The sequence below is a fragment of the Corallococcus sp. CA053C genome (genome assembly GCF_003611675.1).
Lineage (GTDB): Bacteria > Myxococcota > Myxococcia > Myxococcales > Myxococcaceae > Corallococcus.
Genome location: NZ_RAWA01000031.1, coordinates 13028 through 27938, shown reverse-complemented (window position 1 = coordinate 27938; position 14911 = coordinate 13028). Strand labels below are relative to the sequence as shown.

The window sequence follows — 14911 nt, the reverse complement described above, 5'->3', positions numbered from 1 at the left end:
ACTTCGTCAGGACGGGACCGTGCCTACTTTTTCCCCGGTGAGGGCAGGGTCCCTCCAGGGAGACCACCATGTGGACACGCCGCTTCAACGGGCTCGTCGTGCTGGGAGTGATTGGGACGGTGGGCTTTACGGCGGGTTGCAATGAACGCCAGCAGCAGTCCGTCAACGACAACGCCCGCCAGGTGGGGCAGGAGGTAGGCGAGGCCGCCAAGGACGTGAAGCACGGCGCGAGCAAGGCCGCCGAGAGCCTCAGCGAATCCAGCCGCGAAGCCGCCCGGGGCTTCCGCGAAGGCGTGGGCGGTTCGGGCGACACCGCCTCCGAGGAGCAGAAGGCCGATGAGCGCAGCGGGGACGGGCCGGACGTTGGCCGCAACCCGGGCGTCATCAACGACGGTGAAGGGCCGCTCGAAGAACACTGAAGACGCGCTGAGTCGACGCCACCAGCGTCCCCCGCGTTGTGTTTGAATGTCGACCATGGATGTGGCCCCAGCCCTCCGTGGTCTCTTCGCGTCCCTGCGTCGCTGGCGGTGCCTGTGGCCCTGCCTGCTGACGGTGGCCTGCGCGACCACGTCGTCGAACGTGCGGATCCCCACGTTGCAGGAGCAGTGCGAGGGCGGAAGCTCGTCGTCCTGCGAGGCGTGGGGGCAGCAGCTCACGGTGGACCACCGGACGGAGGAAGCGGACCGCGCGTTCGGGCTGGCGTGCGCGATGGGGGCGAACTCGTCCTGCCTGGAGCAGGGACGGCTCCGGATGGAGCGGGGCGACCTGGACGGCGCGGAGCCGCCGCTGCGCAAGGCCTACGACGACGACCTGGAGGAGGGCGCGCTGGCGCTCGCGGAGCTCCAGGAGGCGCGAGGCGATGCGGTGGGGGCCTCGCGGCTGCGCTGGGAGGCGCTCGCCATCGACAAGTCGACGGTGGAGGTCGCCCTGGGGTGGCGCATCCTGTGGCAGGGCGGGCTGGGCGCAGGGCTGGACATCAACGTGCAGCCCATGGGGCTGGGGGCCCGTCGGCTGACGCTGGGCGCGAACCTTTCCTTCGAGGATCAGGCGGCGTCGCTGAACGCCACCGTGGGCTACCAGCACTTCGTCACGAACTGGATGGCGCCCTACGCCCGCGTGCTCGTGGGCCCCTATCTGGGCAGCCAGCGCAACCCGCTCAACCTGGGCGCCGAGGCGGGCGTGAAGTTCTTCGCCGGCCCCGTCGGTCACCTGGGCGTCGCGCTGGGCACCTCGTTCGACGGCTCCACGTACACGGTCATCGAAGCGGGGCTGGACTGGGTGCTGGCGCTGGTGGTGCTCGCGCACATGTGATGCCGCCGGCTCAGGCGGCGACGCCCAGCTTGGGGCACACGTCGTTGAGCAGGCACTCGGTGCACTTCGGCTTCTTGGCCACGCAGGTGTAGCGGCCGTGCAGCACCACGGCGGGGCCGAAGAAGGTCCAGTCGTCCTTGGGCACGAGCTTCATCAGGTCCGTCTCGATGGCCTCCGGCTTCTCCTGCTTCGTCAGGCCCAGCCGCTGGCTGACGCGGGCGACGTGCGTGTCCACGATGACGCCGGAGGCCTGCTGGAAGGCGGTGTTGAGCACCACGTTGGCCGTCTTGCGCGCCACGCCGGGCAGCGTCACCAGGTCCTCCATGCGCGGCGGCACCTCGCCCTTGAAGGCGTCGAGCAGCGCGCGGCTCATGGCCTGCACCGTCTTGGTCTTCTGCTTGTAGAAGCCGGTGGGCTTCAGGTCCTCCTCCAGCTCCGCGGTGTCGGCGTCCGCGAGGGCCTGGGGGCCGTCGTACTTCTTCCACAGCTCGGCGGTGACGCGGTTGACGCGCTCGTCGGTGCACTGCGCGGCCAGGATGGTGGCCACCAGGAGTTCGAAGGGCGTGTTCCAGTTCAGCTCGTACTTCGCGTCGGGATACTTCTCGCGAAGGCGGTCGAGCACCACGGGGATGAGCGAAGAGGCTTTCATGGGTGGACCCTCACATCGACCGTTCGACGAGCGTCGTCAACTCCGCATCGGTGAGCACCAGCGGATTGCCCTTCATGCTGCTGGCCGCGCGGGCCTTCGCCACGAGCCCCGGCACGTCCGCGTCGGCAAGGCCCATGTCGCGCAGGCCCCGGATGCGCACGTCGTGGACCAGGGCCTTCACCCAGGCGATGCCGTCCTCGGCGCGGGCCTCCGGCTGGCCGGTGAGCAGCACGGCCAGCTCGCGGAAGCGGGGCAGGGCGGGGTGGTCCGGAGCGTGGGCGCGAAGGGCCGCGAGGTTCACCTCCAGCGTGGCGCCGAGCAGCGCGGCGCACAGCGCGCCATGGGCCGCACCGAGCATCCCGCCCAGCGGCGCCGCGAAGCCATGCACCGCGCCCAGGCCCGCGTTGGCGAGGCACAGGCCACCGAAGAGGCTGGCGATGGCCAGGTCCTCGCGCTCCGAGGGGCCGGGACCGTGGAGCACCGCCTTGCGCAGCGAGCGCGCCGAGCGCTGCATGCCTTCGCGGGCGAGCGCGTCCGTGAGCGGTTGGGCGCGCACGGACACGAAGGGTTCGATGAGCTGGGAGAGCGCGTCCAGGCCGCCCGCGGCGAGCACGGCTGATGGGACGTGCTCCAGCAGGTCGGGATCCACCAGGGCCACGCGAGGCAGCATCAGCGGGCTGCGCAGGCTGGCCTTCACGCCGGCCTCCTTCGAGCCCAGCACCGCGTTGCGCGTGACTTCCGAGCCGGTGCCCGCGGTGGTGGGAATGGCCACGAACGGCAGCGGCGGCTTCGTGAGCGCCTGTGCACGGCCAATGACTTCCAGGTAGTCCAGCGGGTCGCCCCCGTTGGCGGCGAGCGCGGCGATGGCCTTGCCCGCGTCGAGCGCGCTGCCCCCGCCGATGGCGACCACGGCATCGCAGGCGTGGTCCACGGCGACGGCGGTGCCTTCGCGCGCGGTGTCGACGGTGGGCTCGCCGGAGACGCGGAAGGAGGCGGAAGGAATGCCCAGGCGTTCGAGTCCGGCGCGGAGGGGCTCGGCGCGGGCGGGGTTCGTGCCGGTGACGAGCAGGACCTTGTGACCGCCGAGCGCGCGCACCAGGTCGGGGACTTCGGCGAGGCGGCCGGGGCCGAAGAGGACGCGGTTCGCGGTGGCGAACTCGAAGCTCACGGGGGGCATGTCACCAGCCCGCGTCGTCGGGGAAGCGGTTGGTGTAGCGGCGGCTGGTGCGGGGCTCGGCCATCATCGGGGTGACGGTGTCGCGCCACGTGAGGTAGTGCGCGGTCTCCTTGTGCGCGGCGGGAGCGTCCGGGGAGCGGTAGGCCTCGACGAGGACGAAGCGGGTGGGGTCCTCGTTGTCCTGCACGACGTCGAAGCGGGCGATGCCGGGCTCCTTCACGCTGGCGCGGGCGTTGGCGAGGGTGGCCTGGAGGAAGGCGTCGACGTGCTGGGGAAGCACGTGCACGTGGACATGGACGACGAGCAGGCTCGTGGGCATGGGCGCACGGTAGCGCGGGCGTCTGGGAGCGGGAAACTGGTAGGGTCCGCGGCCGTTCACTCCCTCATTTTCGGAGCATGACTGCGCATGGTTTCGGCCCTCTTCGACGCGTCCCGCTGGCAGGCGGTGGAAGGCTTCAAGTTCAAGGACATCACGTTCCACCGCGCGGTGGATCAGGGCACAGTGCGCATCGCGTTCAACCGGCCGGAGGTGCGCAACGCGTTCCGTCCGAAGACGGTGGACGAGCTGTCCCGCGCGCTGGAGGCCACGCGGTTCATGACGGACGTGGGCGTGGTGCTGCTCACGGGCAACGGGCCGTCGCCGAAGGATGGCGGGTGGGCGTTCTGCTCCGGAGGAGACCAGCGCATCCGGGGCAAGGACGGCTACAAATATGAGCCCGGCGAGGAGGCCGCGGATCCGGCGCGACTGGGGCGGCTGCACATCCTGGAGGTGCAGCGGCAGATCCGCTTCCTGCCCAAGGTGGTGATCGCGGTGGTGCCGGGCTGGACGGCGGGAGGCGGGCACAGCTTGCACGTGGTGTGTGACATGACCATCGCGAGCAAGGAGCACGGGATGTTCAAGCAGACGGACGCGGACGTGGCGAGCTTCGATGCCGGCTACGGCTCCGCGCTGCTGGCGCGGCAGGTGGGACAGAAGCGGGCGCGGGAGATCTTCTTCCTGGGCCAGTCCTACACGGCGGACGAGGCGTTCCAGATGAATGCCATCAACGCGTCGGTGCCGCACGCGGACCTGGAGAAGTTCGCGCTGGAGTGGGCGGCGGAGATCAACACCAAGAGCCCCACGGCCATCAAGATGTTGAAGTATGCCTTCAACCTCCCGGACGACGGGCTCGTGGGCCAGCAGCTCTTCGCGGGAGAGGCCACGCGTCTGGGTTACGGCACGGAGGAAGCACAGGAAGGCCGCGACGCGTTCGTCAACAAGCGGAAGCGCGACTTCAAGCGCTTCCCCTGGACGTACTGAGCGCAGGCATCCTGGATTTCAGGGGGGCGTGATGCCTATCAAACCGGGCTCGAACTTCGACGTCGATGCCGTGATGGCCGTTCTGGGAACGGTGGGTGAGCGCTTCCAGGAGGGGACGCCCGAGGACGAGGCCCTCCGGATCGCCGCGGTGGCTTTGCTCTACATCCGTGACCGCGAGCAGTTGGAGGACTACCGCGAGTACTTCCGGAGGTTCTTTGTGCCCGCAACGGAATCGGTCGTCGCGGTCCGGTCATTCCCGACGTCCGAGGAGGCCGATGTCTGGCTGGCCCAGGGGCAGGGGAATGAAGGGGACCTCGTTCGTATCGCGGGAAAGGGCTTCCGGATCATCCGGGAGCGGAAGGGGAGTGGACGGATGTTCCTGCGCACGCCCCTGCCCGATGAGATGGCTCAAGTGGACGAGCCCTGAAGGGCTCAGATGTTGATGCGGGAGCTGACCGTCCGCACGTCCAGGCCCAGCGCGGCGAACTGCGCCGCGTGGGTCCGGAGCAACTCCAGCAGGCGGGGGTGCATGTCCTCCTCCTCGTTGGAGAGAATGAACCCGTAGTTCGTCTTCGACAGCATCCAGGAGATCCACAGCATCTCCGTCGCCTCGTCCGGCTTCGGCGCGACGTCCAGGTCGTCCTCCGTCGGCAGCGTGCCATCCTGGCCCCAGAGAAGCCCCAGACACGAGTACAGCACCTCGCCCGCATCCTCCCACTGGAGGTTGTTCGCCCAGGCGTGCCGGAACGTCGCGAAGAAGATGACGTAACGGCAGAGGTTCTTCAGCGCCTCCACCTCGCCGGCCCGCGGCGTGTCCGTGTGGGTCACCGCGCTCACCGCCTTGGGCGGTGGCTCCGCGGCCTTCGTGTCCAGGTCCATGCGTTCGGAGCGCACGAACCACGGTGCATCCTTCCCCGGCACCTTCGCTCTCAAATACCGACAGACAAAGGCAGGCGCTGAATGCGCGACGAGGTCATCCGAGAACCTGCGCACCTCGCGCCACTGCGCTTCGATCTCCGCCCCATGCTCCGCGAAGAACGCGTCGATGTGATCGCCCAGCAGCCGCCAGAAGAGCTGTCCTGCCTGGGCGTACCGGTGGCCTTCACAGACAGGCATCGCGGGCGCGAAGCCCTTCCAGTCATAGCTGCCCATCAGGTGTTCCAGCCGCTGGTTGATTCCGTGCTCCGTCAAGGCGCTGGCGCGCGTGATGTATCCCGTGGGCCCCACCAGGAAACCGCTCGCCGCGTGGTTGATCAACACCACCTCTCGCAAATGCGGCATCAGCAACCAGCGCAAGGGATTGCGTCGCAGGTTCCGGTTCGCGGCGATGGCGTACTGTTCGACGTTGAAGTGACATTGACCCAGGTGATTGCCCAACTCCGTGTCCAGCGTCGCGCCCACCCGCGCCATCCGCTTGGCGGCCTCCCAGTCCGCGCCATCCCCAGGCGTGAAGGTCCGCCGCGTCACCGGTGAGCCGGGCGCTGTCGCTCCAGGCTCGCGCATCCCCAGGATGATGCGCACGGGGAAGAGCTTTCCCTCCACGAGCCGCAGCCGCACGTCCACGTCCGGCAGACAGTGGATGCCGTCCTGTTCATACGCATTCCACGGTTGGTACAGCCGGAATGCCTGTGCATCACCGGGCGCCTCGGGATCCCGGTCCAGGATGGTGGAGAACATGCCGTTGAGCAGGCGTTCGCCAAAATACGCATCACTGCGCGTCGAACCAGGAGACTCCCGCTCCAGCCGGACCGTCGTTGCCTCCGGATAGTCCGCCTGGATCTTCGCGAGGCTGGGCGCCTGCCCCAGGCGGCCCTGGAGCAGATGCTGTCGTTTGACGAGCTCGATGGGTGCGACAGCCTTCAGCATCGCCAGCGAACGCCCCGGCGCATACGCCGTCGGCGGAGTGCCTTCCTCCACCACGAGCAGTCGCGCCAGCGGCGTCGCCGGGTCGTATTCCCAATACGGCACCCGCACCGTGCCGAAGTCGTGATGGAGCCCGCCGTGGTCGTCGGGCCCCCGCTCCGAACCGATGCGCCGCCAGCTCTCCACCACCCGCCCGTCCTTGCGGAACGTGTGGTGGGGTTCGAAGTAGCGAAGCTCCAGGTCCGGCACGTCGCCTTCACCTGCATCGGCAGGGTCGTACCGGATGGAGAACGACCCCTCCGGGTCCGTGAAGCCCTCTCCCAGGAAATCATCCGGCGTGCCCATGTCCCGGTCCCACAGCTCCACCTTCACGTGGTGCAGCGGGATGGGCCCCTGGGGACCGTCCTGCTGGAACACGAGCCGGCCGGTGGCGACGGCGGGAAGGGTGGCGCTGTCCCGCGACACGCGGGGGGCTCGGACGCGCGAGGCCAGCTTGCGGCTGACCGCGAGCCGCTGCGGCAGATCCAGGCCCGCGTACCAGCGGGCCAGTTCCTCAGGCTCCAGGAGATCGGGCTCTTGAGTCTTGATGCCCAGGGAGGATTTCAGGCGGCGCCAGGCTGCGAACATCATTCCCGCGCCTCAATCCCATACTTCGCCGGCAAGCCCACCCAGGGGGGCATTCCGGAATCGCTTTCATGACATGAACTGTGTGTGGCGGGGGTCATCGCACCCGGACGCTAGCATGGCTTGCAGCTCCCAGATTCGCCGGCCTACCGTGACGGGCCCGTGGTAGTGGGGACCCCCATGAATTCCGAGTACACGCTAACGATTCGCACGAGCTCACGGCTTGGCGCGGGGACCAACGCCGCGATCTCCGTCGTCCTGGTGGGCACCCAGGGCGAGAGCACTCCCGCGAAGCTGGACAAGCGCTTCCACAACGACTTCGAGGCCGGCGCGGAGGACTCCTACACGGTCAAGACCCACGACCTGGGCGAACTGCTCCTGCTCCGCTTCTCCAACGCCGGAGGCGTCGCGAGCGATTGGTTGCTCGACTCCGTGCGTGTCACCGCCGGTGAAAAGAGTTGGTTCTTCCCGCACCACCGGTGGGTGCTGGGCCATTCCACGTCCGAGGTCCTCGAAGGCACGGCGCGGTTCGCTCACCAGGTGCGCAGCGAACGTGACGCCTCGGCCCGGATGGAACAGCTCCAGGCCCGCCAGCGGATGTATGGCTGGCGTGCACCGGAGGCGACCGCCGGCCTGCCTGGCGCGTTCGACATCAGCGAGGCGCGCCCGCTCCCGAAGGACGAACTCTACCGGGGGCTGGTGGATGGCAACTACGAGGTCGTCATCGCCAAGACCCTGGCGGCCATCAAGCTGAACATGCCGGTGTTGAGCAAGGCCTGGAACGGACTGGTGGACATCTTCGACTTCTTCAAGGGCATCGAGCTGCCCCAGCTCGCCAACCGCTGGAAGGACGACTACGAGTTCGCGCGGCAGGCCGTCCAGGGCATCACCCCCGTCCACATCCAGAGCATCACCGCGCTGCCCACGGGCCTGCCGCTTGCGGATGCCGACGTGCACGGCCTGCTGTCGCCGGGCACCACGCTGGCCCAGGCGCTGGAGGCGAAGCGCCTCTTCCTGCTCGACTTCGAGATCCTCGACGACGTGCCGATGTTCCGGAAGGTCGACAAGGAGGGCGTCGAGGAGCGCCGCTGGTCGCCCGCGTCCCGGTGCCTCCTGTACCTCGACGACACCTGGCAGCTCCGGCCCCTCGCCATCCAGCTCGGTCGGGACCCGGAGCAGGATCCGGTCTTCACGCCCAATGACAGTCAATACGACTGGCTGGCGGCGAAGATCTACGTCCGGTGCAGCGAGGGCAACACGCACCAGATGGTGGGGCACGCGCTGCGGACCCACTTCGTCGCGGAGCCGTTCGTCATGGCGACGATGCGCAACCTCCCGGATCCGCATCCCGTCTACAAGCTGCTGCGCCGCCACTTCCGGTACACGCTCGCCATCAACGAGGGGGCTCGCAAGGGTCTGCTCGCCGAGGGCGGCGTGTTCGACGACATCATCGCCACCGGCGGCCCCGACAAGGGACACGTGTTCCTGGGCAAAAAGGGCTACCAGCGCTGGAAGCTGACGGACAACAAGCCGCGCTCGGACATCGAGCGTCGCGGCGTGCTCGACCCGGCGGTGCTCCCGCACTATCCCTACCGTGACGACGCGCTGCCCTTGTGGGACGCGTTCGAGGAGTACGTCGGTGGGGTACTCGGGCACTTCTACAGGTCCGACACGGACCTCGTGAACGATGCGGAGATGCAGCGCTGGTGGACCGACCTCATCACGCACGGGCTGCCCGTGGAGAAGCTGCCCTGCACGGAATTGACGCGCGTCTCCGACCTGGTGGACATCCTCACCACCGTCCTCTTCACCGTCAGCGTCCAGCACGCCGCGGTGAACTACCTCCAGTACGAGCACTACGCCTTCGTGCCGAACGCGCCCCTGTGCATGCGCAAGGCGCCTCCGATGAAGAAGGGCCTCATCGGCCCGGACGACATCGTGGCGATGATCCCCTCCAAGTCCCAGATGCTCTGGCAGGTCTCCATCGGCCGGGCGCTCTCCAGCTTCGGTGACGACGAGGAGTACCTGCTCCACGAGGGCGGCTGGTACGAGGAGTACTTCACCGAGCCGGAGGTCCTCGCCATTCGCGACCGCTTCCACGCCCGGCTGCGCGCCCAGCGCGACGCGGTGAAGGCCCGGAACGCGAAGTGCGAAGTGCCCTACACCGTCCTGCAGCCCGACCGGATCCCCTGCGGCATCACCGTTTGAGACGTCTGGAGAAGATGCCCATGCCCAACCTGCTTTCCCGCGGTCTCTTCAACCTGTTCTTCGGCTCCAGGCGCAAACCCTTCGCGGCCCTTCCTGGCCCGCAGCCCGGCGTGCTCGGCACCGCGGGCGATTTCCTGGGCCCCCAGCCCTGGGATGTCTGCGCGCGGTATGGCCGCGAGTATGGCGGCGTCACGCTCATCTGGATGGGGCCCAGCCCCGGCGTGGTGCTCAATGATCCCGCGCTCATCGCGGAGGTGCTGGAGTCCCCCCGCCGGATGGAGTTCGAGAAGGGGAACATCAGCGAGCAGGTCCGGCCCACGGTGACGGGCGACACGGTCTTCATCGCGAAGCTGAGCGAGGACTGGGCGGAGAAGCGCAGGCTGGAGCCCATGGAGCAGCCGTGGTCCCCGGAGTGGCTGGCCGCGCAGGTGCAACCGATGCAGACGGCCATCGCCGAGTCCGTGGAGGCCCTGCTGGCGGAGCCGTCCCTGGACTACACCGCCGCGCTGCGCCGGCTGACCTTCGATGCCTTCGCGGTCGCGGCGGTGGGTGAGAAGCTCCCGTCCTCCGTGTTCGAGGACTTCCTGCTGCTCGCCAAGGGGGCGGACGCCCGGATCCAGGCGAAGCTGCCGCTGAAGTTCGTCTCGCTGCCCAAGGGCTTCGCGGAGGCGAAGACGCGCTTCTACGGACACTTCGCCGACCGGGTCCGCGCGGCGCGCAAGAGCCCGAAGCCCCACGCGGTCGACCTGCTGTCCTGGTCGTTGCGCGAGACGCCCGGCATCGAGGATCAGGTGTTGGCACACCTCCTCGGTGGCGTCTTCTATGGCGGCGTCTTCTCTTCGAGCACCACCCTGGTCGGCGCGTTCCACCAGCTCCAGAAGTACCCCGACGCCGAAGCACAGCTCGCGACCGAGGCCGCCACGCTGGCCGAAGGCGCGCTGACGTTCGAGAAGCTGAGCGGCGCGCAGTGGATTGAAGCCGTGGCGTATGAGTCCCTGCGGCTCCTGCCCGCCGTCCGCGTCTTCACCCGCACGCCGTCCGCCGACGCGCAGCTCGCCGGCGTCATGTTGCCCGCGGGGTCGATGATCATGATCTCGAACCAGCACCTGCACCGGGACCCCGCGCACTGGACCGACCCGGAAGGCTTCCACCCCGCGCGGTGGCTGGACGGTGGCGTGGCGCGAGATCCGCTCGGGAGCGGCCACTTCTTCCCGTTCGGCCGGGGCCCTCGCGCGTGCGTGGGAGGCGCCTTCGCGATGGTGTTCCTGCAGACGGCGCTCGCGACCATCGGCGCTCGCGTGAAGGCCCACGTCGATTCGACGGAGCCCTTCGAGGAAGGGTTCTTCTTCGGCGTCGTGCTCCCCAAGGGCGTCACCGGGAGGTTCATCGCGCGCCATCCACAAGCGGCGCGGGGCACCCCGGCTGTGCATACGGCGTGATGCGGCAGGGTTGCCTTCCCGGCAACGCCTGACGTGAAGCGTAGCTCCGGAGGCAACAGGCGACGGCCCTCGGCCCCCTCGCTCCAGAGGAGCGGCGCCGTGGTCCCGGACTTGAAGAGGGCTTCGTTGGGCAGTCACCCGCCCCACGGAGCTCAACGCATGAGACTCAAAAGACGCATCCCGTCTTCATCCCACGTCAACCTTCGTCCCGGCCTGCGAGGGCTGCTCGTCGCGGCCTCGTTGTTCGGGGTGACCGCCGAAGCCGCCGCCCTCAAGGTCATGCCGATGGGGCTCGGCACGGGCACGGTCACCGCTTCAGGAATCGCCTGCACCAGCACCGGCGGCGACTGTGATGAAGCCTATCTGGCGACCGCCACCGTCACGCTCACCGCCGCGCCCACCGGGGGCTCCACCTTCGGCGGCTGGAACACCGACGTGGACGCGGATCCCCTGTCCACCCCCGATTGTTCCGGGACGGCCCTGAGCTGCACCCTGACGATGGGCGTGGCGCGGTCGGTGAAGCCGGTCTTCCACCTTCCGGCGGGCACCATCAACCCCCTCGTCGCCGCGAACCCGAGCGCCATCACGCCCGAGGAAATCGAGGCGTACCTGACCAATCCCGCCAATGCCGCCACGAACACCGTGGCCCGCTTCATCAGCGCGCTGCCCGTCCAGTACAAGCAGAGCGCGATCCTGATGTCGCGCTCGGAGAGCCTCCAGACGGGGACCGCGGAGCACCCGCGCATCCTGCTGTCGAGTCAGAACGCGAGGTCTGTCTTCTCCATCGGGCCGGTACCGCACGCGTCGTACCCGGGCTCGCATCCGGATGTCATTGAATACATGCAGTGGGATGAGGCCACGCGGAACTTCCGCTTCCATGAAATCATCCTCACGGCCATCCCGGCGATGGGCACCCTTCCGCCGCGCTCCCGGCACATCGAGAAGGACGACACGAAGTGTTCGAGCTGCCACTCCACGCGGAACGTGCTCAACAGGACGGGGATTCCGGGCACGGATGGCATTCCGGCGGGCGTCATCAAGACGAAGAACAAGCCCAACTGGGACCCGTATGACAGCTGGGGTGGCATGCTCCCGTTCAACCGGGACCGGCTGTACCAGGGCTCGGTGGACACGGCCGCGTTCCGCAAGCTCTTCAATCCCTGGACGTGGCGGGCCAACCCCGCGATTCGCCAGTTGGTGGAACAGCTGCGGCTGCAGCCTCCGGGGCTTCCGGCGGGCAACACCAACATCATCACCCGCTACCGCGGCGGCGCGAATGACGGCACGCCCCGGTTCTCCTTCGACACGTCGCCTCCGGTGACGACGGAGCCGGCCCCGGTGGGGGGCACCGGTCCCGCGACCGCGTATGCGTTCAACGGGCTCGTGGGTTCGGGCACTCCCACGGCCGTCCCTCGCGGAGGGACCTTCATCACGTTGTTCCATCTCTCGTCGGTGGGCGGGTCCGAGGGGCGAGGCGTCCAGCTGTTCGACCTCCTGGGCGGTCTGGACGGCGATCTCAACCAGCGCAGGATCGCGGATGAGCTCGCGAGCCACCGCTGGGCGACCGGCAGCGTGTACGTCGATCCGCGTCCGGTGGCCCTGGCCATCACGAAGAGCTGCCTCGTCATCAACTCGGCGCTGAATACGGTGGAGAGCACTCCACCGGGCCTGGCCGTCGACCTCTCGTTCTTCACGGCGCGCAACGGCGGCATGGGCATCAACGCCGTGCGCGCCGACACCGATGCACGCACGAAGAGCGTTCCGCGCAGGAAGGCGGACATCGAGAAGCTCAACCTCGACCGGACCGGAGACGTGTATGTGAGGACCACCGGGCCGGCGGTGAATGGCCTCATCCCGCAGTACGGCGCGACGACCACCGCGTCGACGGATACCTCGCTCGCCCGGCTGCGGCGCGAGGTGTTCCGCCGGCCCATCGATCTCGGGGGCGCTGACATGTCCGTGATGGGCGGCATGCTGGTCGACCGTGAAATCTACGGCTTCAACACGACGCCGGTGGCCCTGTACCGCTACTTCCTCGAACCGCTGGGGGTCTCGGTCGACAAGTGGTCCATGGGCGTGCGTGGCCGGTCGCGCGCCTATGGCTTCGCCGACGTGTTCGACAGGTACAAGACAGCCTTCGAGAATGCGCTGGAGGCCAGCCTGACGGCGGAGCCGGTCGCCGGTCTCGTGGCGCCCTTCGACTGTTCCGCGTTGATTCCGGCCGTGAATGCCACGCTGGCGTCGCTGCCCTCCGCCACGGCCGTTCCGACGTACACGGACGTGCAACGGATCTTCAACAAGGGCTGTGTCGAGTGCCACGGCGGGCTCGATTATCCGCCGTACGCGAACTACGGGACCTTCCTGAACCTCGCCGAGAACCAGAGCACCCCCGGCGTGAGTCCGCTCACGCAGCCTCACGGCATCGCGGTGATCTACGCCAGCAGCCTGGCGGGTCCGCTGTACGACCGGATCACGCGCACGGGCGAGGATTGCCCGTTCGGCATGATGCCGTGTGGCGGGCCGCCGCTGAGCAAGGTGGACGTTGAGACGATTCGCCGCTGGATTGTCGGGGCGAACCCCTCCACCTGGGGGGATCCGCATCTCACGACGATGGACGGCGTGCGCTACGACTTCCAGGGCGCTGGCGAGTACGTGCTCCTCCGCGACCCGGGGCTGGAGATCCAGGCGCGGCACACCCCCATCCAAACGGATCAGCCGGTGGGACCGGACGACCACACCGGGCTGACCGCCTGCGCGAGCCTGACGACGGCGGTGGCCGTCCGGGTGGGCCCGCACCGCATCACGTACCAGATGAGCGCCGAGAAGCCGGAGATCCTGGAGCTGCGCATTGATGGCAAGCCCGTGCAGCTCGGCTCGGAAATCCTGCTGCCCGCGGGTGGGCGGATCACCCCGACGCCCGCGACCGGTGGCATCCAGATCGAGTCGCCGGGCGGGACGCGCGTCATCATCACCGTGGATTGGTGGGCGCACTATCACGTCTGGTTCATGAACGTCGGCGTGCAGCAGTCGCGCGCGACGGAGGGCCTGCTGGGCACCATCGCCCCGGGGAACTGGTTGCCGGCGCTCTCCGATGGAAGTGTCCTGGGAGCGCGTCCGACGGATCCCTACGAGCGTCACATCGCCCTGTACGAGAAGTTCGGGGAGGCCTGGCGGGTGACGAAGGACACGTCGCTGTTCGACTACGCCTCGGGGTTCTCCACCGAGTCGTACACGCTTCGGAGCTGGCCGGAGTACAAGGCGAGCTCGTGCCGGGTCGACAAGCAGCTGCCTGGGATTCCGGTCGCGGAGCCGCTGAAGCCGATTCCGCTGGAGGAGACCGAGCAGTTCTGCAAGGCCGTCACGGACGAAAAGCGCCGCCGCGACTGCATGCAGGACGTGTCCGCGACCGGTGAGCCGGGTCTGGCGAAGGTGTATGTGACGGCCGGGCAGGTTGAAGGCAACCTCAAGCCCGGTGTGCCGACGCTGGTGGTCCCGAAGGAGAACGATGTCACCTCCGCGACCGTCTCCTTCAAGTGGGACGGCACCTACGACAAGGACGGGGACACCGTCCTGTACAGGCATTGCGTCTGGAGCGTGGACTCTGGCTTCACCTTCAAGGCGTGCAATGCGAAGCCGACGCAGGAGCTTGCGAGGACGGTGACGCTGACGTCCGGCAAGGACTACTTCTGGAAGGTCATCGCCGAGGACGGGAAGGGCGGCAGCACCGAGAGCACCACCTGGCGGCTGACCGCGAAGTAGTCGTCACGGTGGGATGAACAAGGGCCACCTCCACGCGCGTGGGGGTGGCCCTTTTCGTTGCCAGGAGCACGGCCCCTTCGTCCGATAATCCCTGGCTGCTTCGGAAGATGTGAAGTGAAGGCAGTGAGCCTGGCTCCTCGATTCGGTGGACAGGTTGACTATGCTGCCAGCCGCTTCGTTGAGGCCACTCGCTCGTACTCAGCTGGGCTGACGTAGCCCAGGGCCGAGTGGCGACGCTTCCGGTTGTAGAACACCTCCATGTACTCGAACAGCGTCCCCTTCGCCTCCTGGCGCGTCCTGAAGTCGCGGACGTAGACGAGCTCCTGCTTCAGCGTGGAGAAGAAGCTCTCCACCACCGCGTTGGCGCTCCTATCTGGCGTGGTTCGAAATCTAACTGGCGCTCGGACAGCCTCTCAGTTCTCTGTCCTCACGCCGAACCCCGTGACGGTGCGCGTCGAGGTCTCCGCGTCGTTGGATTGGACGGTCAGCTCGGTCCGGGTCTCACCCGTGCGGTTCGGTTTGTAGGTCATCCTCCCGCGGCAGGAGGTGTTCGCACGAGCGAGCCCCAGCGCTCACAACAA

General features: G+C 68.1%; 11 protein-coding genes and 1 pseudogene. 7 read left to right on the top strand and 5 right to left on the bottom strand.

Going from position 1 to position 14911, the window contains the following annotated elements:
* The first annotated feature begins 68 nt into the window (after positions 1 to 68).
* Together D7V97_RS06585 and D7V97_RS06580 are read left to right on the top strand one after the other, a co-directional pair.
* Entirely contained in the window at positions 69 to 419 is a 351-nt protein-coding gene (locus D7V97_RS06585; protein ID WP_199728722.1) for a hypothetical protein, read from the top strand.
* Positions 420 to 474: 55 nt separating this feature from the next.
* Positions 475 to 1311: a hypothetical protein gene (locus D7V97_RS06580; RefSeq protein ID WP_120609732.1), complete on the top strand. Its 837-nt coding sequence runs from the start codon at positions 475 to 477 to the stop codon at positions 1309 to 1311.
* A 10-nt stretch (positions 1312 to 1321) separates the two neighbouring features.
* On the opposite strand, the gene nth is transcribed toward D7V97_RS06580, so the two are convergent.
* The 3 genes from nth to D7V97_RS06565 are packed head-to-tail and all read right to left on the bottom strand — an operon-like array spanning position 1322 to position 3456.
* Complete coding sequence (gene nth / locus D7V97_RS06575) at positions 1322 to 1960, bottom strand: endonuclease III (protein WP_120609731.1); 639 nt, start codon at positions 1958 to 1960, stop codon at positions 1322 to 1324.
* A gap of 10 nt (positions 1961 to 1970) precedes the next feature.
* Positions 1971 to 3137: an iron-containing alcohol dehydrogenase gene (locus tag D7V97_RS06570; RefSeq protein ID WP_120609730.1), complete on the bottom strand. Its 1167-nt coding sequence runs from the start codon at positions 3135 to 3137 to the stop codon at positions 1971 to 1973.
* A gap of 1 nt (position 3138) precedes the next feature.
* On the bottom strand, positions 3139 to 3456 hold the full coding sequence (locus D7V97_RS06565; RefSeq protein WP_120609748.1) for a putative quinol monooxygenase: 318 nt from the start codon (positions 3454 to 3456) through the stop codon (positions 3139 to 3141).
* A gap of 87 nt (positions 3457 to 3543) precedes the next feature.
* Between D7V97_RS06565 and D7V97_RS06560 the strand changes: the two genes are divergently transcribed.
* Together D7V97_RS06560 and D7V97_RS06555 are read left to right on the top strand one after the other, a co-directional pair.
* Positions 3544 to 4437, top strand: coding sequence for a 1,4-dihydroxy-2-naphthoyl-CoA synthase (locus D7V97_RS06560; protein ID WP_120609729.1), 894 nt, complete (start codon positions 3544 to 3546; stop codon positions 4435 to 4437).
* Between the two features lie 31 nt (positions 4438 to 4468).
* Complete coding sequence (locus D7V97_RS06555; protein WP_233582548.1) at positions 4469 to 4864, top strand: hypothetical protein; 396 nt, start codon at positions 4469 to 4471, stop codon at positions 4862 to 4864.
* A gap of 5 nt (positions 4865 to 4869) precedes the next feature.
* Here D7V97_RS06555 and D7V97_RS06550 read toward each other — a convergent pair whose 3' ends face one another.
* Positions 4870 to 6930 (bottom strand): lipoxygenase family protein, encoded by a 2061-nt coding sequence (locus D7V97_RS06550; protein WP_233582547.1) that lies wholly within the window; start codon positions 6928 to 6930, stop codon positions 4870 to 4872.
* Between the two features lie 174 nt (positions 6931 to 7104).
* Between D7V97_RS06550 and D7V97_RS06545 the strand changes: the two genes are divergently transcribed.
* The 3 genes from D7V97_RS06545 (at position 7105) to D7V97_RS06535 (ending at position 14330) form a co-directional block, all read left to right on the top strand.
* Positions 7105 to 9132, top strand: a complete 2028-nt coding sequence (locus D7V97_RS06545) for a lipoxygenase family protein (protein ID WP_120609728.1) — start codon at positions 7105 to 7107, stop codon at positions 9130 to 9132.
* 20 nt (positions 9133 to 9152) lie between these two features.
* The gene (locus D7V97_RS06540; protein WP_120609745.1) at positions 9153 to 10571 is read left to right on the top strand and encodes a cytochrome P450; all 1419 of its coding nucleotides are present in this window, start codon (positions 9153 to 9155) and stop codon (positions 10569 to 10571) included.
* 159 nt (positions 10572 to 10730) lie between these two features.
* On the top strand, positions 10731 to 14330 hold the full coding sequence (locus D7V97_RS06535) for a VWD domain-containing protein (RefSeq protein WP_120609727.1): 3600 nt from the start codon (positions 10731 to 10733) through the stop codon (positions 14328 to 14330).
* A 158-nt stretch (positions 14331 to 14488) separates the two neighbouring features.
* On the opposite strand, the pseudogene D7V97_RS06530 reads toward D7V97_RS06535, so the two are convergent.
* Positions 14489 to 14692, bottom strand: a pseudogene (locus tag D7V97_RS06530) (IS3 family transposase); the annotation flags it as partial.
* Positions 14693 to 14911 lie beyond the last annotated feature (219 nt).

Coding starts and splice junctions, on each gene's coding strand:
- D7V97_RS06580 (WP_120609732.1), top strand. CDS start 475: ATGGATGTGGCCCCAGCCCTCCGTGGTCTCTTCGCGTCCCTGCGTCGC.
- D7V97_RS06560 (WP_120609729.1), top strand. CDS start 3,544: ATGGTTTCGGCCCTCTTCGACGCGTCCCGCTGGCAGGCGGTGGAAGGC.
- D7V97_RS06550 (WP_233582547.1), bottom strand. CDS start 6,930: ATGATGTTCGCAGCCTGGCGCCGCCTGAAATCCTCCCTGGGCATCAAG.
- D7V97_RS06585 (WP_199728722.1), top strand. CDS start 69: ATGTGGACACGCCGCTTCAACGGGCTCGTCGTGCTGGGAGTGATTGGG.
- D7V97_RS06540 (WP_120609745.1), top strand. CDS start 9,153: ATGCCCAACCTGCTTTCCCGCGGTCTCTTCAACCTGTTCTTCGGCTCC.
- nth (WP_120609731.1), bottom strand. CDS start 1,960: ATGAAAGCCTCTTCGCTCATCCCCGTGGTGCTCGACCGCCTTCGCGAG.
- D7V97_RS06535 (WP_120609727.1), top strand. CDS start 10,731: ATGAGACTCAAAAGACGCATCCCGTCTTCATCCCACGTCAACCTTCGT.
- D7V97_RS06545 (WP_120609728.1), top strand. CDS start 7,105: ATGAATTCCGAGTACACGCTAACGATTCGCACGAGCTCACGGCTTGGC.
- D7V97_RS06570 (WP_120609730.1), bottom strand. CDS start 3,137: ATGCCCCCCGTGAGCTTCGAGTTCGCCACCGCGAACCGCGTCCTCTTC.
- D7V97_RS06555 (WP_233582548.1), top strand. CDS start 4,469: ATGCCTATCAAACCGGGCTCGAACTTCGACGTCGATGCCGTGATGGCC.
- D7V97_RS06565 (WP_120609748.1), bottom strand. CDS start 3,456: ATGCCCACGAGCCTGCTCGTCGTCCATGTCCACGTGCACGTGCTTCCC.